This window comes from Thermogemmatispora tikiterensis (assembly GCF_003268475.1).
GTDB lineage: Bacteria > Chloroflexota > Ktedonobacteria > Ktedonobacterales > Ktedonobacteraceae > Thermogemmatispora > Thermogemmatispora tikiterensis.
On sequence record NZ_MCIF01000002.1, the window covers coordinates 1606159 to 1629406 of the forward strand.

Below are 23248 nucleotides of genomic sequence, written 5' to 3' on the forward strand. Positions count from 1 at the left end.
GGACTCGTGTACCCTATCCGTACAGTGTTCGTTTTTCAAACGATGTTAGAGTTATGGAAAAGCAGCATCCAGGTAGGACACGAGAGCGACGGCGCGCTCGCACCAGGCAGCGTATTGTGAGCGCAGCGGAAGAGATTCTTTGCGAGAAGGGGCCAGAGGCTTTATCAATGCGCGAGCTGGCCAGCCGCCTCGAATACAGTCCAGCCGCGCTTTATGAATACTTTGGCAGCAAGGAAGAGATCGTGACAGCTCTCTGTGAAAAGACATTGATAGGTCTCGCCGAGACGCTCAGCGAGATTCCGCCCCAGCTGCCACCCGCCGAGCGCTTGCTTAGAGCAGGACTGGCCTATCTAGGCTTTGCCCGTGCCTTCCCTCAGCAGTATCTGCTCACCTTTAGTAGCAGCAGAGGCGAGCAAGATCCTTTGCGTCTCGTTGAAGCCAGTCGCGCATATAGTCTCTTGCGCCAGATCATTGCCGATGGCATCGACCAGGGCGTCTTCCTTCCCCGCCCTGACTACAGCCTTGCAGAAATGACGTACCACTGCTGGGCCGTGGTCCACGGGATGGCTATGCTACGCCTCACGCTGCTCAGCAGCGAAGGTCAGGATCTTGAGGATCTGCATGAGCGGGTCCTCCGGGGCCTGATCACCGTCCTGCAGCAGCCCTGATTTTTTTTGTTCTTTTCAATACCGAACAACGTTCGATTTTTTGAGAGCTGTATGGAAAAGATACAGCTTGCCGTTGTCACCAGACAAAGGAGAGAGTCAATGGCACATTCTATCATCAAGCAACGTATGACCGCTCAGATCGAGGGCAGCTTTGTTGTGTTCTTAATCGGCATCCGTATCAATCGGCCCTGGCAGCTTCACAAATGGCTTCCGGTCTTTATGGCCATGCCACGCATGCTCAAGGAGCTTCAGAGCAAGCCCGAGCTTGGCTTGCTCGGTTATCACCTTCACGTCGGCTTCCCCATCAGCATGGTCGTCCAGTACTGGCGTTCTTTCGAGCAGCTCGCTGCTTATGCTGGACAGCACAATGCCCAGCACTGGCCGGCCTGGGTCGCATTTAACCGGCGGGTGGGAAGCAGCGGCGCAGTTGGTATCTGGCACGAAACCTATTGTGTCGAGGCCGGGGCCTACGAATGCATCTATAACAATATGCCTCCCTATGGGCTGGCACAGGCTGGCCAGCTCGTTCCCGCTGTGGGGCGCAAAACGACGGCGGCTGGGCGGCTTGTCAGAAGCTAGTGGGCCTGCTATGCTACAATAAATTGCAAGGCCCCCCAACAAGAGAAGAGGTCAGGCTCAAGCCTGCCACAATGCTCGCGCTCCAGCTCCAGCTTCAGGATGGAGGGCCAACCAGATGGCGGACCAGCTTGATGTCGCGACTGTCCTTTATGCCTACACGCGGGGCATCTTTCCTATGGCTGACTCCCAGGGACAGATCCACTGGTATGCCCCAGACCCGCGTGCTATCCTCGAACACGAGCGGCTGCATGTCTCCCGCTCGCTACGTGCTACCCTACGCAAGGGCCTTTATGAGATCCGCATGGATACCGCCTTCACCGAGGTGATGCGTGCCTGCGCGGCTCGTGAGGAGACCTGGATTAGTGAGACTTTTATTCAAACCTACACCGAGCTACACCGTCTCGGCCTGGCCCACAGTGTCGAGGCCTGGCGCGCTGGCCAGCTCGTGGGGGGTCTCTATGGGGTAGCCCTGGGCGGGGCCTTTATGGGAGAAAGTATGTTCTCACGCGCTCCAGATGCCTCGAAGGTCTGTCTGGTGGCGCTCGTTGAGCACCTTAAAAGCCGCGGCTATATCCTTCACGATGTCCAGTTTCTGACCCCTCACCTGGCAAGCCTGGGGGCCAGCGAGATCCCTCGACGCGCATACGAGCGCCGCTTGCGCTACGCGCTGCAACTGTCCTGCACCTGGGAGAAATAGAAACAGGCAAAGAGCAGAGAGGAAGGAAGCCAGCCATGCGTATTGTGATCGCTCCCCAGGCCCTCAAGGGAAGCTTGACGGCTCCCGAGGCCGCTCGTGCCATTGCTCACGGCTTTGAGAGAGCGCTGCCAACTGCTGAGTTAGACCTCGTTCCTATCGCTGACGGAGGCGAGGGCACCGTCGAAGCCCTGGTCAGCGCTACTGGCGGGCAGATCTTACATGAGCGGGTCACAGGGCCGCTGGGTGAGCCAGTGGAAGCAACCTTCGGGCTGCTCGGGGACGGGCAAACTGCGGTGATTGAGATGGCCGCCTGCGCTGGGTTGCCACTGGTTCCCCCAGAGCGACGTGATCCTCGCCTGACAACAACGTACGGAGTAGGTGAGTTGATTCGCGCCGCCCTGGATCGCGGTTGCCGTCATTTGATTATCGGCATCGGCGGCAGCGCGACGAATGACGGCGGGGCCGGCATGGCTCAGGCTCTTGGGGTTCGTTTGCTCGACGCCGAGGGGCAGGACCTTCCCTATGGCGGGGCTGCTCTGGCGCGCCTGGCCCGCATCGTGTCCGATGGACTTGACCCACGCCTGCGAGAGTGCCAGATCGAGGTCGCCTGCGATGTGACCAATCCTCTCTGTGGATCCCAGGGGGCCTCGGCGGTCTACGGTCCTCAGAAGGGGGCCACTCGCGAGATGGTTGCCCAGCTGGATGCGGCCCTTGATCACTACGCCAGGATCATTCGACGCGACCTGGGCCGGGACGTGCGCGATATTCCCGGAGCAGGAGCCGCCGGCGGACTGGGGGCCGGTCTGCTGGCCTTCCTTCAGGCCACCCTCCGCCCAGGGGCCAGCCTCGTGCTGGAAGCCGTAGCCCTGGCAGAGCGCCTGCAGGGAGCCAGTCTGCTCGTGACGGCCGAGGGACAGATCGATCGCCAGACCGCCTACGGTAAGAGTGTAGGCGCCGTGGCTGCCCTGGCCCAGCGCTGCGGTGTCCCTGTCCTTGCCTTGGCTGGCAGTCTGGGAGAGGAGTACCAGGTAGTCTATTCTCTGGGGGTCGAGGCGGTTATGCCCTTGCTGCCCGCCCCCCTCTCGCTGAACGAGGCCATGACCCAGGCCGCTTCTCTGCTGGCCGATGCCAGCGAACGAGCTGCACGCTTACTGTTGCTGGGCCAACGCCTGCCCCCCCCTTGAAGGCTTTACTTTGGAGCGATATAATTCGTCTATACTAAAGGGAATTACTCTCAAGGTCGGAGACGTGAAGAAACCGCCGCGCCCTACCTGTCTGCCCGCCTATGTGTCCCTGGGCAAGCATCCCGCCCGGGCACTCTGGCAACTGGCAAAATTCCACTAGCCGACCAGGCAGGATACGGGAAAACAGGGTCACCACCTCTTGATTGCCACTTCCAACTCTCCAGCTGAGAAATATTGGAAGGGCGAAAAGATGTTGTATCCTGTGAACGGTTTCAAGCGTCTCTATAATTAAGCAGAGCGATAATAGGAGACGCTTGCTCAATCCGTTGGTAGTCCAGAATAGAGGGAGCGCCGTTATCATGCCGGACCGTCTCTACGCGACCGATAACGCAGACTTCGAACGCCTGCTGTCACTGGGATTCACAGAAAGCGAAGCCAAGCGGCTTCTCTATCTGCGAGACCATGTCGATGAGCAAGTCGAATATCGCGAAATTCTAGAGGAAAGCCGTCGACTTAACTTTATCCGCTGGCTGATCGAGCACGATCGGATCAGCAGGTAATGCAGATAGATTAAGCCAGAAAGCAGAACAGAGCGGCAGGTCAAGGGCCTGCCGCTTTTTGCTTTTCCGCCACCCTACTGGCCCGCTGCCGATCTGCTTCTACAAGGCAGCAAGGGACCAGCAAGAAAGGCCGCCACGACCGCTAGTGCACACGGACCCGGAGCCACCCTGGCAACAAGGAGGTCCCAGGACAGGCTGACCACAGGCTTGCTTAGCTATTCACCCCCAGAGACCAGGCAGGCAGCAAAGCAACAAGCTCTCGGCGATCTCGTTGGAAGGGTGTCAATAGAAGCCCGCTTTTCCTGACGCAAGCGCCTTGCCTCTGCTCCCCTTTCATCCGAGCTGGCGAGCGGCAAGATTCTCGACTACGCCCCAAAGGACCACTGTCTAATGAGATAGCAAACCCGGTCCCCTGCTCTGGAAGGCTTGCTCAATCAGCTCAATCACCACCTCATGAACGCTCCGACGCTTCTGCAAGGCATAGGAGCGTAGCCAGGAAGCAAGATGTGGTGGGAAGGAGATAGTCAGCCTTTCAGTAGAGGAAGGGGAATACAGGGAATCTTGTCGAAGAGGTGCTCTCTTTTGTCGATGAAGATCAAGAAATTCTTCAAAGGAATACGAGCGCAATCCCTGAACACGATAGCCACCACCTGGGCAGGGAGAGAGAAACCACCACCACTTTTTTTGGATATAGACGTGTGCCGTTCCCTGAGTATAGCCCGTTGCTGCCTGAATCTCACTATCCTGAATAACGCGGTTCTCTTGCTCAGCCTGTAAGAAAAAGCGATAGGCCCGACTGATCTTTGTGAGCATGTGCCCCATAGCTAAGTGCTCCTTGCCAGATATGGCCAGCCCGGGATGCTTCCAGGGGAGATAGCTAGATACACTAGAACATTCCTGTTTAGTAAAAGAATATCATCCATGATCATCTCATTTCAATATATACCGGAGCAAAAAATTCGTCGCAGTACTGCAGATGAAGTGAGGGGAGGCTGATCACCTCTCAGCCAAGAGGACTCCAGGTGTCCTCGTAGCGGGAGACTGTTAACCAGCAGGGAGAAAAAGAGAAAGGGGAAGCCAGAAGCAGCAAAGTTCAGGCAAGAGAGATAGCAGGAGAAGTGTGGTTAGAAGCAAAGCCTGCTGCACGGGTCTGAGCAGGCCATAAGCCGAATTCTGTTCCCGTGCCACCTTGCGGTGACCCGGGCGGCAATCATCTCTCTGGGACGACGGTTACCCGTCGCCTCTAGCGACCAACCCGAGGGGTAACAGGCGAGCAACCTGCGAGCATTCCCAGCTCGTGGCCTCCAGCGCAGCTCACCAGGGGGAATGCCACTCCCTCTACTCGGTCTTGCTCCGGATGGGGTTTGCCCGGCCAGACGGTCACCCGCCTGCCGGTGGGCTCTTACCCCGCCATTTCACCCTTACCCGCAACGGCCTCCAGGCCGGCGGGCGGTATCGTTTCTGTGGCACTTTCCTTGGGGTCACCCCCACTGGCCGTTAGCCAGCATCCTGCTCTATGGAGTTCGGACTTTCCTCGGGCCAGCAGCCTGCCGCCCCCCCTCTCCGGCCCGCCTGTTCGCAAGGCTGGAAGGCCGGACAGGCCGAAACGTTCAGCTGACATGACCCGCGATTGCCTGGCCTGCTCAGGCCCGCACAGCTGAATATAGAGTAGCACAGTGAGAACGGTCCGTCTACAACGTTGACGAGCCTTATCCCAAGGCGTTACAATGACCTTGCACCTAATTCAAACGGGTTACAAGCACGGAACATTCCAGCTATGAGCACCAGTCGGCATATTCGCTTAACCTCGCTCGCCAGCTGTGCCGGTTGAGCGGCCAAAATGGGCCCGGAGGCCCTGGCGCAGGTTCTGCGTCCCCTGAAAGCCCAGAGCGTCCCGCCCCCCCTGCTCGTAGGTTTGAGCGCTGCCGATGACGCGGCAGTCTACCAGATCAACGAGCAGCAGGCGATCATTAGCACGGCGGACTTCTTCCCGCCCGTGGTAGATGATCCTTATGCTTTTGGCGCGATTGCTGCCGCCAACGCTATGAGCGATGTCTACGCTATGGGCGGCGAGGTCTTGATGGCCATCAATTTGGTCGCCTGGCCCGATGATCTAGAAATGGAGCTGTTGAGCGAGATTCTGCGCGGCGGGGCCGAGACGGTGGCCCGCGCCCAGGCCGTCATCGCTGGAGGGCATACAGTCAGCGACCGCGAGCCAAAGTATGGGCTGGCCGTCACCGGCAGCGTTCACCCGCAACGCATCTTTACAAAAGGCGGCGCCCAACCCGGCGACTTGCTGGTCCTGAGCAAACCACTCGGCACGGGTCTGATTACCACAGCCCACAAGCGCAATCAGGTCACTGAGGAGGATCTGGCGGCTGCCGTGGCCTCGATGACGCGCCTCAATCGCGAAGCCAGCCGCGCTCTGGCAGAGCTGGCGGCCACCAGTGGAGGTGTCCACGCCGTGACCGATGTGACGGGGTTCGGCTTGCTCGGTCACGCCTGGGAAATGGCCTCTCAGAGCCTGACAAGCATACGCCTGGCGTTTTCCGCGCTGCCACTGTTGCCCCATGCGGCGGAATACGCGGCGCGCGGTTGCACCCCCGGCGGGACGAGCCGCAACCGGGCCTATTTTGGCCCCCATGTCCGTTTGGGTCAGGAACTGGACGCTGTGGCGGAGGCGATTCTCTGGGACCCGCAGACATCGGGCGGTCTGTTGGCAGCGATCGCACCAGAGCTGTGGCCCCGTCTGGCCGCTCTGGAGTCCTCTGTTCCGTTCTGGCTCATCGGCGAGGTAACAACCAGACATACTGAGGAGGCACAGGTGTCACTGGAGGTGTATTAACGACAATGGCAGCAGGATATAGAGCACTGGAAGAGGCCTTGGGTATCGAATTTCGCGACCCTGCACTGTTGCAACTGGCCCTCACCCATCGCTCCTATATCTATGAAACACCCGGCGCCGGGCGCGAGTCGAACGAACGCTTGGAGTTCCTCGGCGATTCGATCCTGGCTTTTGTCTGCGCTGATTTCCTTTACCGCACGTTTCCTCAGCTCAATGAGGGCGAGCTGAGCAATTTGCGTGCCGCTTTGGTGAAGACGGAGACCCTCGCACAGTTTGCACGTGACTTGAATTTGCGTTCGTTCCTGCTCCTCGGAAAGGGCGAGCAGCAGAGCGGGGGCAGCCAGCGCGTGCTCGCCTCGGCGTTCGAGGCTCTGTTGGGAGCGATCTACCTTGATCAAGGGCTGGAGGCGGTGCGTGGTGTGATTATCCCCCGCGTGGAGCCATTAGCCCGCACTATTGTTGAGAAGCGCCTCTTTAAGGATAGCAAATCTCTGCTCCAGGAACTGGCCCAGGCTCGCGAGGGTATTACTCCCTCTTATCGCCTGGTCAGCCAGGAAGGTCCCTCTCACAACCGTGAGTTCACAGTCGAGGTGCTCCTCGGCGAGCGGGTCATTGGTCGGGGCCAGGGACGTAATAAACAGGCAGCCGAGCAGGAAGCCGCCCACGCGGCACTGGATAGCCGCGGCTGGCTGTAGTCAGGCAGCTCCGTGCGCCTTCAAAAGCTTGTTGCAAAGCACGATGCTTACTCTTTCGGGAAGAAAGGGTTGGTTGGTTAGCAGGATAGGGAGGAGGAGAACGCATGCGACTGGAGCCAACGCCGCGTCCAGAGCAGACCCTGCGAGTCAGCGCGCGGCTGATCACAGCGAGTACGATCCTGCATTTGTCTTCCGATGAGTTGGAGCGCTGCATTACTCAAGAGCAGACCGAGAATCCGGCCCTGGAGGTTCAGGAGCAGCGCGTCTGCCTCTTCTGCGGGAGCTTGCTCCGCGGTAGCGGCAGTGCCTGCGCCTCGTGCGGTCACTATGTGACAGTCGGGGTCCCAGAGGGCAGCGCTACGCCCCCCGTCGAAAATGGCGCTGGCGTCGCCTGGGAGCGCTTCCTCCAGCCTTTCTACGATATGGACAATTATGGTTTCGTCGAGGCCGATGCCGAGGCTGAGGATGATCCTCTGGCGCGAATCGCGACGCCCGAATCTCTAGCTGAACGCCTACTTCAACAGCTGGAAGCCCTTATTCCTCCCGAAGAGGCCCCTATTGCCGAGCACCTGGTTGGGAACTTGAACGAGCGGGGATATCTGGAAATCAGCACGGCAGAGATCAGCCGCTACCTCGATGTCCCGCTAGAGCGAGTCGAGTATGTCCTCAAGCAACTCCAGACCCTGGAACCAGTAGGCATCGGCGCCCGCGATCTACGCGAGTGCTTGATGATCCAGCTGGAAGCACTGACTGAACAGGAGACCCCGCATCCGCTGGCTCGTACGTTGATCGAGCGCTATCTCGACCGCCTGGGGCGCAGTCAGTACCAGGAGATTGCGCGCGAGCTGAAGGTGCCCGAACAGGAAGTCCGCGCCGCAAGTGCTTACATCCGCAGCCGTTTGTACCCCTTCCCCGCCCACACCTACCGCCTGGATAGCCAGGCCACCCAACGCGAGAGCAGCGCCATGTACGTGCGCCCAGACGTCATTATCCGCCGTGGCGATAACGGCTTCGAGATCGAACTCATCGAGGAGAAGCGCTATCACTTCACGGTCAACCACAGCTATCAGGCAGCGGAGGGCGAGAGCGCAAGTCTCACCCTGCAGCGCTATTTCTCCCAACAGAGCGACCGGGCACGCTTTTTTATCGACTGTGTTCAGCGCCGCTGGCGCACCCTGAAACGAGTGGCGGAGGTCGTCGTCGAACAGCAGCGCGATTTTCTAGAGAAAGGGATTCGCTACCTGCGCCCGTTGACTCGGGCCGAGGTGGCGGCGCGTCTCGGCCTCGACGAGGGCACGGTGAGCCGCGCCACCGCGAACAAGTACGCTCTGCTGCCCAACGGACGCCTGATCCCCTTCTCCGACTTTTTTGATAGCTCGCTTGGCGTCAAGGATATTCTGCGTGAGATCATTCAGCAGGAGGCACCTCAGCGACGCCTGAGCGATGAGGAGCTGCGCCGCTTGCTGGCCGAGCGCGGGATCCATCTGGCCCGCCGTACCGTGACCAAGTACCGCGAGGAGATGGGCATCGGCTCCTCACGTGAACGCTGAGGGACGCACGTGGATGGTCCGCTCATGGTCGTAGACGACCAGGCCCGGGCCACCTCCTTTCATATGACGCACGTGACGCTGGAGCGTGTAGTCAACGGGTACGCTGCTGTTATCACGGGCCTGACTGTAATAGGCCGCCAGGCGGGCCGCCTGCTCAAGAGTACTCTGTGGCACCTGGCGGCCCGCCGCTTTGATAATGACATGGGCACCCGGCACGCCGCGAGCGTGCAACCAGATATCATTGCCACTCGCCTGGTGGAAGGTAACCTCCTCATTCTGCCGGCTGTTACGCCCCACCAGAATAGTGAAGCCATCGCGACTCTGGATGTAGAGCGGGACACCTCCTCCAGGAGGTACAGCTTTTCCGCGGCCCGCCTTCTTTTTCCCCGCCTTCGCCTGTGCCTCAGAACCTTTTTTCTCATGCAGATAGCCAGCAGCCTGGATCTCGGCTTTGACCAGCTCGATCTCATCCGGCGTCTCGGCCAGCTGCAAGTCGGTAAGCAGCTGCTCTAGCGTGGCCAGCTCCGCTCGGTTGCGTTCTATTTGCTCGGGCAGAAGCGCCGCCGCCCGGCGCATCTTCTGATATCTGGCAAAAAGTCGGTTGGCGTTGCCCACAGCATCAAGACGCGGATCAAGTTCGATAGCGACCTCGGGAGGATTGTCCTGGGCTACGTCGGCGGCAAAGAGATCGGGCAGGCGAACCTGCCTCTGCCCTCGCTCTATCTCGCGTTGAAAGGTTAGCAACAGTTCACCCTGCCGACGATAGTTCTCCGCTTCAGCAAGCGCGCGCTGCTCTTCTTCCAGTGTGGCAGCGCGCCGCCGGCAGCGTTCTATCTGGGTCTGGAGCAACCTGCGTAGTGGCGCTCGTCGGCTCTCAAGAGCATCGAGCCACTCGTTACGGGCATAGAAGTCGTCGATCAGCACGTTGATCGACGGCGATTCGCGAATGCGCACCCCCTCCATCGCGCTATACTGCTCCAGCACATAGGGGGCAAAGGCCAGCGGCGTCCCTCGCGCCTCTGATTCTACTGCCGCCACAGAGGCCGGCTCTAGACGCTCCACAAGCTGTGGACGCCAGCGGTGGGTATCATAGAGGGCAGCCAGCTCACGAATATTCCAGGCCAGTTCTTCCCATTGTTCTTGACTAAGCTCCAGCCCGGCCTCGCTGTCGCCCAGCGCGCGATAGACCGCCTCCCGCGCAAGCAAGGGGCTGAAACCAAGGAGGTGACGAACGAGAAGCTGCCAGAGCCTCGGAGCCGCCTCCTTGCGTCGCGGGGCAGTCTTGACGCCCTCTCCTCCTTCCACGGAGGCTGACTCCCCTCCCTCATTGCCGGGAATGATGGACAGCTGGGCCGCGGTGACAGTCGTCGGCTCCAGACGCGGCAGGAGTTGACCGGCAAAGGCACGCTGCTGAGGAGGCGGCGGTACATAGGGAACGTTCGGCATGATCACGCGATAACGGTTAATGTCTGCCCCAATGCGCTTATGACAGCCGAGAATCAAGCCCGCTTCATTGCACAGCACGATATTACTGGTGCGTCCCATGATCTCAGCAATCAGGCGCAGTCGCTGATAGCTGACCGTTGGCCCCTGTCTGGCGTGCTCAGCCTGCTCCTCCGCCTCCACGGCAGGCGCTTTATCTTCATTGTCACGCCAGACCCGCGCCCGAAAGATCAGATGAAGCACACGCTCCCAGCGCGGCTGCTCGACGGCCTCAAGGCGCGCCCCCTCTAGATATTTGCGTAGCAGCATCACAAAGGGTGGGGGCTCCGGTACTGCGCGCGGCGGTTTGCGCAGCGTCAGATGCAAGCGCGCCAGCTGCGGATGGGCAGACAGATAGAGCCAGCGCTTCTGCCCTTTCTCGTCCTCGCCTGCCCGCGGCGGACAGTAGCACTCGATAGCAATGGAATGTTCTGTAGGCGGGATAATTGTCTCAACACGCGCACCAGTTAAGAGCACGCGCAACTCATCAGCGACAGCAGCAAGGGTGATGGCGTCGACATACATGCGAGAAACCTCACCGGTGGCTATAGCGTTTCGGGATATTGTACAATTATAGCAGTCCTGGTTCATCCCTTACGCCGGGCAGGCGCCAGGGAGAGCAGAGCGGCCCCTCCTTCGCGCAGCCTTCTTCGCAAGCGTTGTGCTCCCGGGAAGCCTCATCTGCGCGTCGCGATGCCCGCGTAGCCAGTTGAGCGATCGCTTTATCTGGTCGGCTCGGTTGCCCGAGCGGCCAGGGGCTCACTTTGTCAGCCCCCTCCGAGCGGCAGTTGTCAGGCAGGGGATCTCAGCCACCCGCCTGCGCAGGCCATGAGCAATCACAAACGCCAATACACCAGCAGACAGGGACGTCCATCACAACCCACTAGTCAGGTCACTCTCCAGGGAAGGAGGAGCCTCTTCTCTGCATTGCTGGCCCTGCACTGCGTGGGAGAAGCGGATCAGCTCAGGCGACCTGCCAGGGATACACCTTGGGACAGCAGCACAGCGGAGCATAGCACAGCCGAGCGGGAAAAGCAGCATGCACCTTGAGATGGAGCCTACAGCCGAGAGAGAGAGCACCACACTCCGGCCAGCGGAGAAGCAAGGACTGCTCTTTGTGTTGTCCGCACCCTCGGGGACAGGCAAGGATAGCGTCATCGAGGCGTTGAAGCGGCAAGGTATGGACTTTCATGTGGTGACCTCGGTGACAACTCGCGCTCCCCGACCTGGGGAGAGCGAGGGCCATCCTTATCATTTTATCAGCTACGAGGAATTTCAGCAGCTTGTGGTCAACGACGAGCTGATCGAGTATGCCAATGTTCATGGCAACTGGTACGGGCAGCCCCGACGCCAGATTAAGGAAAACCTGGCAGCAGGTCGCGATGTCCTGCTCAAGGTTGATGTGCAGGGTGCCGCCACCATTCGGCGCAAGATTCCCCAGGCCATCCTTATCTTCCTGGCCCCCGAGACGCAGGAAGAGCTGGCTCAGCGCTTGAGCCGGCGACAGACCGAAAACGCGGAGCAATTCCGCCGGCGTCTCGCCGATGCGGCCAACGAGCTGGCCCAGTACCACTGGTACGATTATCTGGTCATTAACCGCGAGGGCCAGCTTGCCCAGGCGGTCGAGCAGGTTCGGGCGATTATGATCGCTGAACATTGCCGAGTCCAACCGCGTTATGTAGAACTCTAAGGCAGCTTCAGACGTTTGAGAGGAGGCCGTATGATGAATATACGTTTTGAGCAATCCGGTACCAAAGAGCGTAACTTAGCAATGGAGCTGGTACGTGTTACCGAGGCAGCAGCCCTGAGCGCAGGCCGCTGGATGGGGCGGGGAGATAAGGAGAAGGCCGATCAGGCCGCCGTGGACGCCATGCGCCAGGCCCTTGATGGCGTGGACATGGATGGCGTCGTCGTCATCGGTGAAGGCGAGAAGGACGAGGCGCCCATGCTCTATATCGGAGAGCGCGTCGGAAACGGCTCTCCACCGCAAGTGGATGTCGCGGTCGATCCGATCGATGGCACACGCCTGCTCTCCCTGGGCCTGCCAGGCGCGCTGGCGGTCGTTGCTACCGCTGAGCGCGGCACCATGTACTCTGCACCGCCCGGAGTCTTCTATATGGAGAAAATCGCCGTCGGTCCCGCGGCTAAGGATGTCATCGACATCAACGCCCCAGTGGCCGTGAACCTGGAGCGAATCGCCCGGGCTAAGGACGCTCAGATCGACGACTTGACGGTGATCATTCTGGATCGACCGCGCCATCAGGAGATCATCCGCCAGATTCGCCAGGCAGGGGCTCGCATCCGCCTGATCAGCGATGGCGACGTGGCCGCGGCGATTCTGGCCGCTATGGAAGACTACCGCGGCGTCGATGTCTTAATGGGAATTGGCGGCGCTCCGGAGGCCGTGCTGGCCGCAGCTGCTATTAAGTGCCTGGGCGGCGCGATGCAGTGCAAGGTGTGGCCACGCTCAGATGAGGAGCGTGAGAAATTCAAAGCCGAAGGCATCGACCTCGATCAGGTCTTGACCATCGATGATCTGGTGCACAGTAACGATGTCTCATTTGCGGCCACGGGCATTACCAGCGGCGAGCTGCTCGATGGCGTCCAGTACTTCGGCTGGGGCGCTCGCACCTCCTCTATTATGATGCGCTCGCGCTCTGGCACCGTGCGCTATATCCAGGCACGCCATAAGTGGCGCCGTGGCCTGGGCGCTTCTCAAGCTCAGACAGCACGCTAGCCAGCGCTCTCACCCCTGATGCGCTGCAGAGCAGCGCTCCCCATTCCTTCAACTCTCGCCCTCTCCCGCCCACGACTGACCTTCAGTCAACTTATCGTCTCAACAAGCAGGCGAGTGGAATGGGGGCGCTGCCCCCTCGCTACAGGCACCTCCTGGCCCCCTCCAGCCCTTGCCTGTATGTAACCTCCCGGCGTATTGTCCCTAGAGAGACAGGCCAAGAGACGGAGCCGCCTCGCCTGCTCACAGGCGAGGTGTATCCCTTCACTAATATCATTCATTAAGCGGAATAAGGAGCACAATATGCTTTTCAAACCTCTGCGCCAGATACTGGCACTTCATGACGATGAGCACGGCTCAGGCAGGCAGCGCCAGCGAGCCGGAGCCTGGCTTCTCTTGCTCGGGATGGCCGTTCTTGTCACCTTGCTCGTGGCAGCTTGCGGCAACGGAAGTCCCTCCACTGGCAGCGGGATCACTCCGACAGCCAGCAGCAGTCAGCCCACGTCCAGCCCATCCCCGACCACGACGCCCCAAACCACTCAGTCAGCCTCCGGCACTGCTGCTACCGTGCAAGTGCAGATTATTGAGCAGAACGATCGCTACCAGTTCTCACCACAGACACTGGCCATCAAGAAAGGGACACGGGTCGCATGGCTCAACAAATCGGATGCGCCGCATACCGTCACGAGCAATAATGGAGCCTTCTCCGCCTCTGGCACCATTGGGGAGGGTGCGACCTTCACCTTGCTCTTCACCACAGCGGGGACCTATCAGTACCACTGCAGCATTCATACCTACATGACAGCCACCATCATCGTGACCGCCTGACGAGCCGCGCGAGCGGGCAAGGGGAGCCGAGCCACCGAGAAGCGGAGACAGGCGCCACGAGTAAGGAAGCCAGGGGCTCGTTTCAAGCTCCCGCCTCAACAGTGGAGGAGATGCCAGCCACTGACGAAGCGAAGAACGGCGTTCAGAAGCGAGCCTCATCAGCCACCTGGCAGCGTCCATCTCATGAGGGCAGCGAGCGCTTGCAAATGCCTGTCTCTCGATCTCGAGTGGACGGAGCGATGGGCCGGGCCGGCCTCTCCGCTCAGAGGCGCTGGAGCTTCTCGATCACCGCATCAGCTACCTGGGAAGTACCGACCGCTGTCGGATCATCGGGGCGCGGCTTCAGGTCGTAGGTAACGTTTTTTCCTTCAGCGATCACTTGAGCAATGGCCCTCTCTAGTCGATTGGCCGCTTCCTTCTCACCCAAATGACGCAGCATCAGTACACCGGAAAACATCATGGCCATCGGATTGACCTTATTCTGACCGGCATACTTTGGGGCACTGCCATGCACCGGCTCAAAGACAGCGTACTGGTTGCCAATGTTGGCCCCGGGCGCCACACCTAGCCCACCAATCAGACCCGCCGACAGATCGGAGACGATATCTCCGTAGAGATTGGGAAGCACCAGGACATCGTATTGCTCTGGTTTCTGTACGAGCTGCATACAAATATTGTCAACAATGCGATCTTCAAACTGGATATCGGGATACTCGCGGGCCACCTCCTGGGCAGTGGCGAGAAAGAGGCCATCGGAGAACTTCATAATATTCGCTTTATGAATAGCCGTGACCTTGCGACGACCATGCTCACGGGCATAGTTAAAGGCAAAGCGAACAATGCGGCGACTGGCGGCCACCGAAATATACTTGAGGCTGATCGCCGATTCGGGGTCCAGGCGCGTCCCAGTTGTGCGCTCTACCAGCTCAATCAGCTCCGCCAGCTCGGACGAGCCACGCTGAAATTCAATGCCAGCATAGAGATCCTCAGTATTCTCGCGCACAATGATCAGGTCAACATGCTCATAGCGGGAGCGGAGCCCTGGGTAGGTCTTGGCGGGGCGGACGTTGGCATACAAATCCAGCTTCTTGCGTAGTGTGACGTTGGCGCTGCGCACTCCCTTGCCAACAGGCGTGGTAATCGGTCCCTTGAGAGCTACCTTGGTGCGCTTGATCGATTCAATAACGTCTTCGGGCAGGATCGTGCCCTGTTTCTCCAGGGTTTCCATGCCCGCCTGGCAGACCTCCCAGCGGAACTCTACCCCCGTCGCCTCCAGCACGCGGCGGGTTGCCGTGGTGATCTCCGGTCCGGTCCCATCTCCAGGGATGAGGGTTACCGCATGCGGCATGAAGTCCTCCAGAACTGCAGAGTTTGTTCGTAGCAAAGAGGTTGAGCAATCATGTAGAGATTATAGCACGAGTGCCAGCCGTAAGCCCACCTGTGCTACCAGGCAGGACTGAGCGGGAACGGGCGCCCTGGAGGTATGGGAAGAGCAAGGGAATGCCCTTAGCGCTGATCCGACTCAGCAGGCGTGGCAGCCAACGATGCACTCGCCGCCTTGGTGGCCCTGGCAGTTGTTGCCTCTGTTGCCTTAGCTGTCCGTTTATTGCTGCCTTTGCTATTCTTCGCAGATTCTTTGCTTCTTTTTCTGCTTATCAGTTCCCTTACTCTCGCTTTTACCAGTCGCAGCTTTAGTTGTGCTCCGTCTCTGCCCGCTGCTCCTGGCATTCCCATTGGAGGTAGCATGAGAGGCTGAACGGGTCCGCCTGCTCTTAGCTCTGACGGTTGTGGAGAGGGGCAGCTCCCCGGCTGCCGAAGGCGCCTCTGTCGTCTCCGTCGCTCCATTCAGAGAGGGACTGGCCTCCGCGCCTGACTCCGTACTCTTCTGGGCCTTTCTGCGTCTGGACCCGGTGCTTCGCCGGGAGGAGGCCAGACCATTCTGCTGGGGCTGTTCCTCAGGATTTTGCTGCGGCAGCACGACTTCCTCGTAGCAGACCGGCTCCTGGCCGCCGCGCGGGATCACCATCAATCCACCGCAGCGAGGGCACGGCTCCGGTACCGGGCGCTCCCAAATGGCGAAATTACAGGTCGGGTAGTTGCTGCAACCATAGAACGTGCGCTTGGTCTGGCGCGTCTTACGCTCGACCAGATCGCCACCGCACTGCGGACAGAGGGCCCCGGTCTTGTTGACGAAAGAGCGCCCATAGCGGCACTCCGGGAAGCCCGAGCAGGAGATAAAACGACCGAAGCGCCCGCTGCGGATCACCAGCTTCCGGCCACACTCGGGACACAACTCGTCCAGCTCCTCGACCGGCTTCTGCACGCGATTCATCTCAGCCTCGGCTCTGGCCACCATCTCCTTGAAGGTCTCATAGAAATCGCGCAGAAACTCGGTCCAGGACTGGCGCCCCTCCTCAACATTGTCCAGCTTCTGCTCCATATCGGCAGTAAAGCCGACATCAACGATCTCGGGGAAGTGCTTATTGAGCAGCTCGTTGATGGTTTCGCCCAGCCAGGTTGGCACAAAACGACGCTGCTCCTGGGTGACGTACCCGCGCTCCTGAATGGTTGAGATGATGGGCACATAGGTACTGGGGCGTCCGATGCCCAGTTCCTCTAGCTCTTTGATCAAGCTAGCCTCTGTATAGCGCGGCGGCGGCTGCGTAAAGTGCTGCTGCGGCTGCAGTTCATGAAGGGCCAGCACTTCGTCGACGGCGAGCAGCGGCAGTAGACGCTCTTCCTCATCGCGTGGCCAGACGGCGTAGAAACCAGGGAAGCGAAGATGGGAGCCGCTGGCCCGAAAGACGTACTGGCCTGCCACGATATCGGCGCGCACTGTGTCAAAGAGCGCCGGCGTCATAAAGCTGGCTACAAAGCGGCGCCAAATCAGACTATAAAGCTTGTATTGGTCAGGCGTCAGATATTCTCGCACCTGCTCAGGCGTGAGCGTCACATCCGTCGGACGAATCGCCTCGTGGGCATCCTGAGCCGTGGCCTTGAGTTTGCCAACGCGCCCCGATCCGACAAAGGGCTGGCCATAGCTTTGCTCAATAAAGCGACGCACACTTGCCTTCGCTTCATCGGAGACACGCGTCGAGTCGGTGCGCATGTAGGTAATCAGTCCCTGTGAGCCACGTGGTCCCAGCTCAATACCTTCGTAGAGCTGCTGAGCCAGACTCATCGTCTTCTTGGGCTTAAAGTAGAGGCGCGACGAAGCATCCTGCTGCATGGTGCTGGTCGTATAGGGGAGTGGCGGCTGACGACGCACCTCACGCTGGATCAGGCGCCAAACCGAGAAGCTCGCCCCACCTAGCTCGGCCAGAATGGCTTCGGCCTCTTGCTGATTGGCGATATGCAAGCGTCTCCGCGTCTCCTCAGAGCGACGCTCGTTCTCCCCCTCCGCTGATCCTTCGCCCTCCTCGCTCTCGGCTGCCCCCTCTTCCTCTCCTTCCATTGGCTGGTGACCCGCCAGCTCATTGAGGCGCGCCACTAGCGTCGCCTCAAAGCGTTCCTGCTCGCCTTGCTTGCTTAGCAGAGCGGTAATCGTCCAATACTCCTGGGGCACAAAGTCCCGAATCTGCCGCTCACGATCGCAGATCAGGCGCAAGGCGACCGACTGCACCCGCCCAGCGCTGGTGCCCGATTGCACGCGTCTCCATAGGAGGGGACTAATCTTGTAGCCCACCAGACGATCAAGCACTCGACGCGCCTGCTGTGCATTGAATAGATCTTCATTAATAGCCCGCGGCTTCTGGATCGCCTCTTGTACAGCTTTCCGCGTAATCTCATTAAAGACAGCGCGGCGCGGATTCTTGAGTCCCAGGGTCTGCATCAGGGACCAGGCGATAAACTCCCCTTCGCGATCAGGGTCGGGGGCCAGATAGACTTCCTCGGCCTTCTTCGACGCCGCCTTCAGCTCGGCAATGACGCCCTTTCGCTCCTCGATAATTTCATACTGTGGCGCAAAATCCTTGCGCGTGTTGACGCCAAGGCCCTTCTTGGGCAGATCGATAATATGCCCCATAGAGGCGCGCACCTCGAAATCGCGCCCGAGGAACTTCTCAATGGTCTTGGCTTTTGCCGGAGACTCAACAATGACAAGCTTCTTTGCCATTAATCAACCTGTACCTGATTTGCAGATGTTGTCCTGTTGAACGCCAGGTGAGCCGTTCAATCTCACAGGATAGGATAGCACACGTTGACAAGAGGGGTGACAAACCGGACTACCGGTCAACGGCTTCCAGAGCCTGCCACTTCTCTCTCCTCTCATTACGTATCCTTTCTGAGTGAGATAACACAAGACAGCCCCCCGATCTTCCCCCAACCGCCAGAGCGAGTGACCTCAGTTTCCTGCGCGCGCTGGCCATCTTTCCCGCCAGGAGTACAATAGTGGAGAATCCGCCCTTCCGCCGCTCTTCCTCTACAAGGGTAGCTCTGGCTCTCTACCTCACGAGACGAGCGTAAGAGCGCGGAAGGAGAGCGCGGGCAGAAGATGGATGGGAGGGTTGATAGATGTCTGGTACCTTTGCGCGCCGTGAACAGCGCCTTGACCGCGCTCATGGGAGGACGCAACGTTCCTGGTCTCACTGGCTGCTGAACCTGCTCCAGTCGCTCTTGCTCTGGGGCCTCACCCTTGCTCTCCTGTTGCTTAGCAGCGCCTGCGAGCCGTTCGGCAGAACTGGCACAGGACCAGCTATTGAGCAAACAGGCAGTGCTCCCAAACGAGCAACCGTCAGCCCGACACCGACCCCGACCCCGGTTCCCCGGCCAGTGGAGCAGTATGGCTTTCAAAAAGGGATTGTCTACCCCGGTTGGAGTCGGAGTGCCTACGGTCTTAGCGATCGGCGCTGGCAGGAGAGCCTGCAAGAGATCAGGCGCAGCACCGCTGCCGAGTGGCTGGAGATGCCAGTACTTTTCTCCCAATCGACCCCTGACGCCGTCGACATCAGTGTCGACCAGGCGGCGCCTAGCGTAGCCTCCTTTGTGGCAGGAGTGCGCAAAGCTCATGAGGTTGGCTTCAAAGTCTTTCTCGCCCCGCTGCTGACCGTACGCCAGCCAGGCGGCTGGGCCGCGTTAGTCATGCCGGCTCCTGAGAGCCAGCAGCGCTGGTTTGACCATTACTGGCAGGCCCTGCGGCCCTATGTCGAGGCAGCCGAGGCTAATGGCGTTGAGCAGATTGCCCTGGCCACTGAAATGGAGTGGCTGCAGAGCAACGCCCCCAGCGCGCTCTGGCGCCAGCTCATCGAGCGCGTGCGCAGCATTTATACAGGTAACCTGACCTACGACATCAACTGGTCCACTATGGATCAGCCGCCGGCCTGGCTGCGTGATCCGCGCCTCACCTTCATCGGCGTCTCTGAGTACATCTCCCTCAGCGACGCCCCCGTGCGCCTGGATGCCCAGACCATGATTGAACTTTGGCGTGAGCAAATCAAGACACGGCTCGACCAGCTGGCTGAGCAACTGAACCGGCGCATCGTCATTACTGAAATCGGTTATCGCAATAGCGCTGACGCCCTCTACCAGGTCTGGTCACCCACTTCGACAGCCCCAGCAGATCCCCAGGAGCAGGCCGACGCTTACAACGCCGCGCTCACCAACGTTATGAGCGATGAGCACATCGCCGGCATCTTCTTCTGGGGTTGGGATAGAGTAGCGCGCTTCTCGATCCGGGGCCAGAAGGCGAGCGAGGTACTACATCAGTGGTACAGCGGTAGCCACACAGGCCCCGCTGGCTCTTGAGCCTGAGGTAAGGCCAGGTCAAGGCTCCGGCCAGGCAAGCAGCGATCCACGGCTGACGGTCGAGGCCCGCGATCCTCGGAGGGAGGGGCCAGGGCAACTGGCAACCAGAAGATCTATCCCTGGCTCGCGGTCTTGACCGCTTCACGCGCGCATGCTATGCTGCAACTAGGCAATGAGAAAAATAGATACAACTATTGACATAGGCGCTGGTTCGGAGGAGAAGCATGCAGCAACATCGGCCATCTCCCGTGATCTCTCAGGGACCTAAGCAAAGTGATTCCAGAGGGAGCAGATGGCTTCGCCCGAAGAAAGGCCGCCCAGCAGCCAAGCCAGGATCAGTTACCGGAGCGGCAAGAGCCGGCCAGCGCTCGCGGAGGCGACGCCTCTCGCTGAGAGCAGCCCTGGCGGTGATCAGCGGGCGCGCCGCAGGAGCCTTAAGTCGTCGTCTCCGCCTCGGCGGCGGCACCAGCATCGTGGGCCTGGTGGCTCAACGCCTCTACCCGGATATCATTCGCCATCTGGCCGCCCAACTGGAACATGGCAGCGTCCTGGTTACAGGCACCAACGGTAAGACGACCACAAGCGGCTTCCTGGCCGCGATTTTGCGCGATGCTGGCCTGCGCGTCTGGCGCAACCGCGAGGGGGCGAATCTCTTGCGCGGCGTTGCCGGGGCCCTGGTGGTGCGCGCCCTCCCCAGCGGCAATCTGCGCCGCGCGGGTCAGGCTATCTCGGTCTTCGAGATCGATGAGGCAGTTATGCCCCAGGCCGTCCGCCTGCTAGAACCGCGCGCCGCAGTCTTCGTGAATCTGTTCCGCGATCAGCTCGATCGCTACGGAGAGGTGGAAAGCGTGGCCGCCCTCTGGCGGCAAATGGTCAAAGGGCTGCCAGAGACAACCACGCTGGTTCTCAACGCCGATGATCCAACAACGGCCAGTCTGGGTGAGCTGGCCCGCGGCCCCGTCCTCTATTTTGGTCTAGAGGATCTGACGCTCGATTTGAGCGGTCAGGATGGCCAGGGAACTGCAGGCACCTACCAAGCCGTGGACAGTCGCAGTTGCGTACGCTGTGGCAGCGACTATCGCTACAGTGCTCGCTTTTATAGTCACATGGGCCACTATCAGTGCCCTCACTGCGGCCTGGAGCGCCCTGCTCCTGCCGTACGCGCGCTCCAGGTGCGCCAGGATACCTTTGATCGTTTGCGTGTGACGGTTGAGACACCGACACAGCTGGGAGAGATTGTGATCCCTCTACCCGGGCTGTATAATGTCTATAATGCCCTGGCTGCGATCGCCGTCGCTCAGGCCCTGGGAATCAGTTGGGAGCCAATTGTCTCAGGGATCGAGCAATTTAAGCCCGCCTTTGGACGGGGTGAGCGCGTGCAGGTAGCGGGCCGCACCCTGCGCCTGCTGCTGGCGAAGAATCCTACCGGCCTGAATGAGGTGTTGCGTACCCTCTTCAGCGAGGGCACACCGCGTCATATCCTTTTTGTACTCAATGATAATATTGCCGATGGCCGAGACGTCTCGTGGATCTGGGACGTCGACTTCGAACGCGCCCAGGGTCTGACCGCTAGTCTGACGGTAGCCGGCACGCGCGCTTTCGATCTGGCCCTGCGCCTCAAATATGCCGGCTTCGCTCCTGAGGAGATGACGATCATCCCGTCGACACCGCTGCGGGCCCTCGAAGAGCTGATCGGTTCTCAGCCGAGAGGCCGGAAAGGGAGGGAACGCGGCAGGGCAAGACACCAGCAGTACCAGCCTGGTGCTGGTGCTGCGAAGACCAGCATCCAGGCCTCGCCTGTTGCAGAGGAGGGAGCTACCAGCCCGCGAGAGACAGCTACTCCCTTCCCAGGCTACGGGCTGGCAACAGCGCTGGAGCGGGCCATCGAGCAGACCCCAGTTGGGGAGACGTTGTTTATTGTGCCAACCTATACGGGGCTGCTGGAGCTTCATCGCGAGCTAGAACGGCGCGGGCTGACGCCTCACTATTGGGAGGGACGAGATTAGATGCACGGTAGGAACGAGGCCCGGCTGACGCTCACACTTGGGCATCTCTATCCTGATCAGCTCAATCTATATGGGGATCGCGGCAATATTCTGACGTTGAAGCGTCGCTGCGAGCTGCGTGGCATCGAACTGCGCGTTGTAGGACTGGGCATCGGCGATGCTCTGGCACCCGACGAGTACGATCTGCTCTTCATCGGCGGTGGTCAGGATAAGGAGCAGGCTCCCGTGGCTCAGGACCTCTTTGAGACGAAGGGCATCGGCCTGTGGGCCGCTATTGAGGATGATATGCCCGTGCTGGCAGTCTGCGGCGGCTATCAGTTGCTGGCCCACTATTATCGCCCGGCGGAAGGCCCCGATATGAAGGGTCTGGGAGTCTTCGATGCCTGGACAGTCCATAAGGGGCCACGGACGCCGCGCTGCATCGGCGACGTGGTCATCAGCTGGAATGGCATGACAGTAGTCGGCTTCGAGAATCACGGCGGACGAACTTACCTGGGGACCGCTCGCCCGCTGGGCAAGGTCCTCAAAGGCCACGGCAATAATGCCGAGGATGGCACCGAAGGGGCGGTCTATCGTAACGCCTACGGGACCTACCTGCATGGCTCGCTCCTGCCGAAGAATCCGCACTTTGCTGACTATCTGATCGGCCTGGCGCTGCAGCGCAAGTACGGCCTCCGGCGGCTGACAAGCTTGAGTATGCCGCCAGGCGAGATCTTGAATGGCTCTACGCCCGCCCAGCTCACTCCCGTGGATGATCCGACCACCCTGCTGCGGCCCCTGGATGACCGCCTGGAGTGGCAGGCTCATGCAGCCATCCTGGAACGCCTGGGGCTTTACGAGGAGGCCGCTGCCGCTCTGCGGCGCGCCGAGGCAGCGTAGAGGATTGCTTTGCTTGCTCTAGCATCGAGGATTGGGCCATTATGAGCTTTGATCGAACACTGGCTCGCTGCTCTTTCTGCGGTCGGCGCCCACCCGAAGTCAGACGGATGATAGCCGGGCCAGGCGCCGCCTATATCTGCGAAGCCTGCCTTCAGACGTGCAATGAGATCTTACAAGATCCAAGGCCGTTCTCTCCCAAGGCCCTGGAGCTGGCCTCGCGTCCCCCCGTGGTCGTCGCCGCCCCCCTAGAACCCCCCGCCAGCAGCCAGGAAGAGCAGCCAGCTCCGCGCGAGGCCCTGCGTACGCTGACCCTGGAGCTGGAGCAGAAGCAGCAAGACATGACGCTGATGCTCTATCAGATCCAGTTCTACGCTCACTACTTTGATCTACACTACCTGTGGATCAGGCCACCGCTCACACCTGGCTTCGCCTTTGTGCCACGACTGATCTTCTTCCTGAAGGATAACCTGGGCCAGCAATGGAGCGGAGACCAGGGTGGAATGCTACTGGCCCGGCCCGAGCTGGCCAGTGACCCGAACCATGCCGTCTACCAGGGACGGGCCCGCTTCCGCCCTTTGCCCTCTCCAGAGGCCCACCGGCTGACTATTCGCGCTGCCGACCCGCTCGGCCAGTTCGAGGACCCTCCTCCACGTCCGTGGCAGTTCGAAATCACACTCTAGCCACTTCCTCCGCGGAGAAGCAGCAGGGAAAGGGACAGACCCGCAGAGCAAGCAGTATGACCCTAGAGAAACAGATGGCTGAGATGTACGGCCTTGCTGCCGCCCGCTGCACCTCAGCC

General features: G+C 60.1%; 19 protein-coding genes and 1 other RNA gene. 15 read left to right on the plus strand and 5 right to left on the minus strand.

Annotation, left to right across the window (positions count from 1 at the left end):
- Positions 1-53: 53 nt before the first annotated feature.
- From A4R35_RS06470 to A4R35_RS06490, 5 genes are all read left to right on the plus strand, one after another.
- Positions 54-668 (plus strand): TetR/AcrR family transcriptional regulator, encoded by a 615-nt coding sequence (locus tag A4R35_RS06470; protein ID WP_112427648.1) that lies wholly within the window; start codon positions 54-56, stop codon positions 666-668.
- A 99-nt stretch (positions 669-767) separates the two neighbouring features.
- Complete coding sequence (locus A4R35_RS06475) at positions 768-1247, plus strand: DUF4188 domain-containing protein (RefSeq protein ID WP_112427650.1); 480 nt, start codon at positions 768-770, stop codon at positions 1245-1247.
- 115 nt (positions 1248-1362) lie between these two features.
- Positions 1363-1944, plus strand: coding sequence for a leucyl/phenylalanyl-tRNA--protein transferase (aat, locus tag A4R35_RS06480; protein WP_112427652.1), 582 nt, complete (start codon positions 1363-1365; stop codon positions 1942-1944).
- 35 nt (positions 1945-1979) lie between these two features.
- Complete coding sequence (locus A4R35_RS06485) at positions 1980-3128, plus strand: glycerate kinase (protein ID WP_112427654.1); 1149 nt, start codon at positions 1980-1982, stop codon at positions 3126-3128.
- Between the two features lie 359 nt (positions 3129-3487).
- Positions 3488-3688, plus strand: a complete 201-nt coding sequence (locus tag A4R35_RS06490; RefSeq protein WP_052888571.1) for a hypothetical protein — start codon at positions 3488-3490, stop codon at positions 3686-3688.
- 387 nt (positions 3689-4075) lie between these two features.
- On the opposite strand, the gene A4R35_RS06495 is transcribed toward A4R35_RS06490, so the two are convergent.
- Complete coding sequence (locus tag A4R35_RS06495; RefSeq protein WP_112427656.1) at positions 4076-4510, minus strand: hypothetical protein; 435 nt, start codon at positions 4508-4510, stop codon at positions 4076-4078.
- Positions 4511-4834: 324 nt separating this feature from the next.
- An RNA gene (rnpB, locus tag A4R35_RS06500) (RNase P RNA component class A) lies at positions 4835-5254 on the minus strand.
- Positions 5255-5465: 211 nt separating this feature from the next.
- On the opposite strand from rnpB, the gene selD reads away from it, so the two are divergent.
- From selD to rpoN, 3 genes are all read left to right on the plus strand, one after another.
- Positions 5466-6533, plus strand: a complete 1068-nt coding sequence (gene selD, locus A4R35_RS06505) for a selenide, water dikinase SelD (RefSeq protein WP_112427658.1) — start codon at positions 5466-5468, stop codon at positions 6531-6533.
- Positions 6534-6538: 5 nt separating this feature from the next.
- Positions 6539-7228 carry a ribonuclease III gene (gene rnc / locus A4R35_RS06510; protein ID WP_112427660.1) on the plus strand — a complete coding sequence of 230 codons (690 nt, stop codon included), beginning with the start codon at positions 6539-6541 and terminating at the stop codon, positions 7226-7228.
- A 104-nt stretch (positions 7229-7332) separates the two neighbouring features.
- Positions 7333-8778 carry an RNA polymerase factor sigma-54 gene (gene rpoN / locus A4R35_RS06515; protein WP_112427662.1) on the plus strand — a complete coding sequence of 482 codons (1446 nt, stop codon included), beginning with the start codon at positions 7333-7335 and terminating at the stop codon, positions 8776-8778.
- On the opposite strand, the gene A4R35_RS06520 is transcribed toward rpoN, so the two are convergent.
- Positions 8764-10785 carry an Rqc2 family fibronectin-binding protein gene (locus tag A4R35_RS06520; protein WP_189361406.1) on the minus strand — a complete coding sequence of 674 codons (2022 nt, stop codon included), beginning with the start codon at positions 10783-10785 and terminating at the stop codon, positions 8764-8766. The genes rpoN and A4R35_RS06520 overlap by 15 nt on opposite strands.
- 526 nt (positions 10786-11311) lie before the next feature.
- Between A4R35_RS06520 and gmk the strand changes: the two genes are divergently transcribed.
- The 3 genes from gmk to A4R35_RS06535 all read left to right on the plus strand — a co-directional run bounded on the left by gmk (position 11312) and on the right by A4R35_RS06535 (position 13822).
- Positions 11312-11950, plus strand: a complete 639-nt coding sequence (gmk, locus tag A4R35_RS06525; protein WP_189361409.1) for a guanylate kinase — start codon at positions 11312-11314, stop codon at positions 11948-11950.
- 33 nt (positions 11951-11983) lie between these two features.
- The gene (gene glpX, locus A4R35_RS06530) at positions 11984-12997 is read left to right on the plus strand and encodes a class II fructose-bisphosphatase (RefSeq protein WP_112427668.1); all 1014 of its coding nucleotides are present in this window, start codon (positions 11984-11986) and stop codon (positions 12995-12997) included.
- A 300-nt stretch (positions 12998-13297) separates the two neighbouring features.
- On the plus strand, positions 13298-13822 hold the full coding sequence (locus A4R35_RS06535; protein ID WP_112427671.1) for a plastocyanin/azurin family copper-binding protein: 525 nt from the start codon (positions 13298-13300) through the stop codon (positions 13820-13822).
- A 262-nt stretch (positions 13823-14084) separates the two neighbouring features.
- On the opposite strand, the gene A4R35_RS06540 is transcribed toward A4R35_RS06535, so the two are convergent.
- Entirely contained in the window at positions 14085-15170 is a 1086-nt protein-coding gene (locus A4R35_RS06540; protein ID WP_112427673.1) for an isocitrate/isopropylmalate dehydrogenase family protein, read from the minus strand.
- Between the two features lie 270 nt (positions 15171-15440).
- Positions 15441-17936, minus strand: a complete 2496-nt coding sequence (gene topA / locus A4R35_RS06545) for a type I DNA topoisomerase (protein ID WP_112427675.1) — start codon at positions 17934-17936, stop codon at positions 15441-15443.
- A 398-nt stretch (positions 17937-18334) separates the two neighbouring features.
- Between topA and A4R35_RS06550 the strand changes: the two genes are divergently transcribed.
- From A4R35_RS06550 to A4R35_RS06565, 4 genes are all read left to right on the plus strand, one after another.
- Positions 18335-19564, plus strand: a complete 1230-nt coding sequence (locus tag A4R35_RS06550) for a glycoside hydrolase family 113 (RefSeq protein ID WP_112427677.1) — start codon at positions 18335-18337, stop codon at positions 19562-19564.
- 407 nt (positions 19565-19971) lie between these two features.
- Positions 19972-21570: a Mur ligase family protein gene (locus A4R35_RS06555; RefSeq protein WP_189361411.1), complete on the plus strand. Its 1599-nt coding sequence runs from the start codon at positions 19972-19974 to the stop codon at positions 21568-21570.
- A 24-nt stretch (positions 21571-21594) separates the two neighbouring features.
- Positions 21595-22449 carry a type 1 glutamine amidotransferase gene (locus A4R35_RS06560; RefSeq protein WP_112434054.1) on the plus strand — a complete coding sequence of 285 codons (855 nt, stop codon included), beginning with the start codon at positions 21595-21597 and terminating at the stop codon, positions 22447-22449.
- 41 nt (positions 22450-22490) lie between these two features.
- Complete coding sequence (locus A4R35_RS06565; RefSeq protein ID WP_112427682.1) at positions 22491-23129, plus strand: ClpX C4-type zinc finger protein; 639 nt, start codon at positions 22491-22493, stop codon at positions 23127-23129.
- Positions 23130-23248 lie beyond the last annotated feature (119 nt).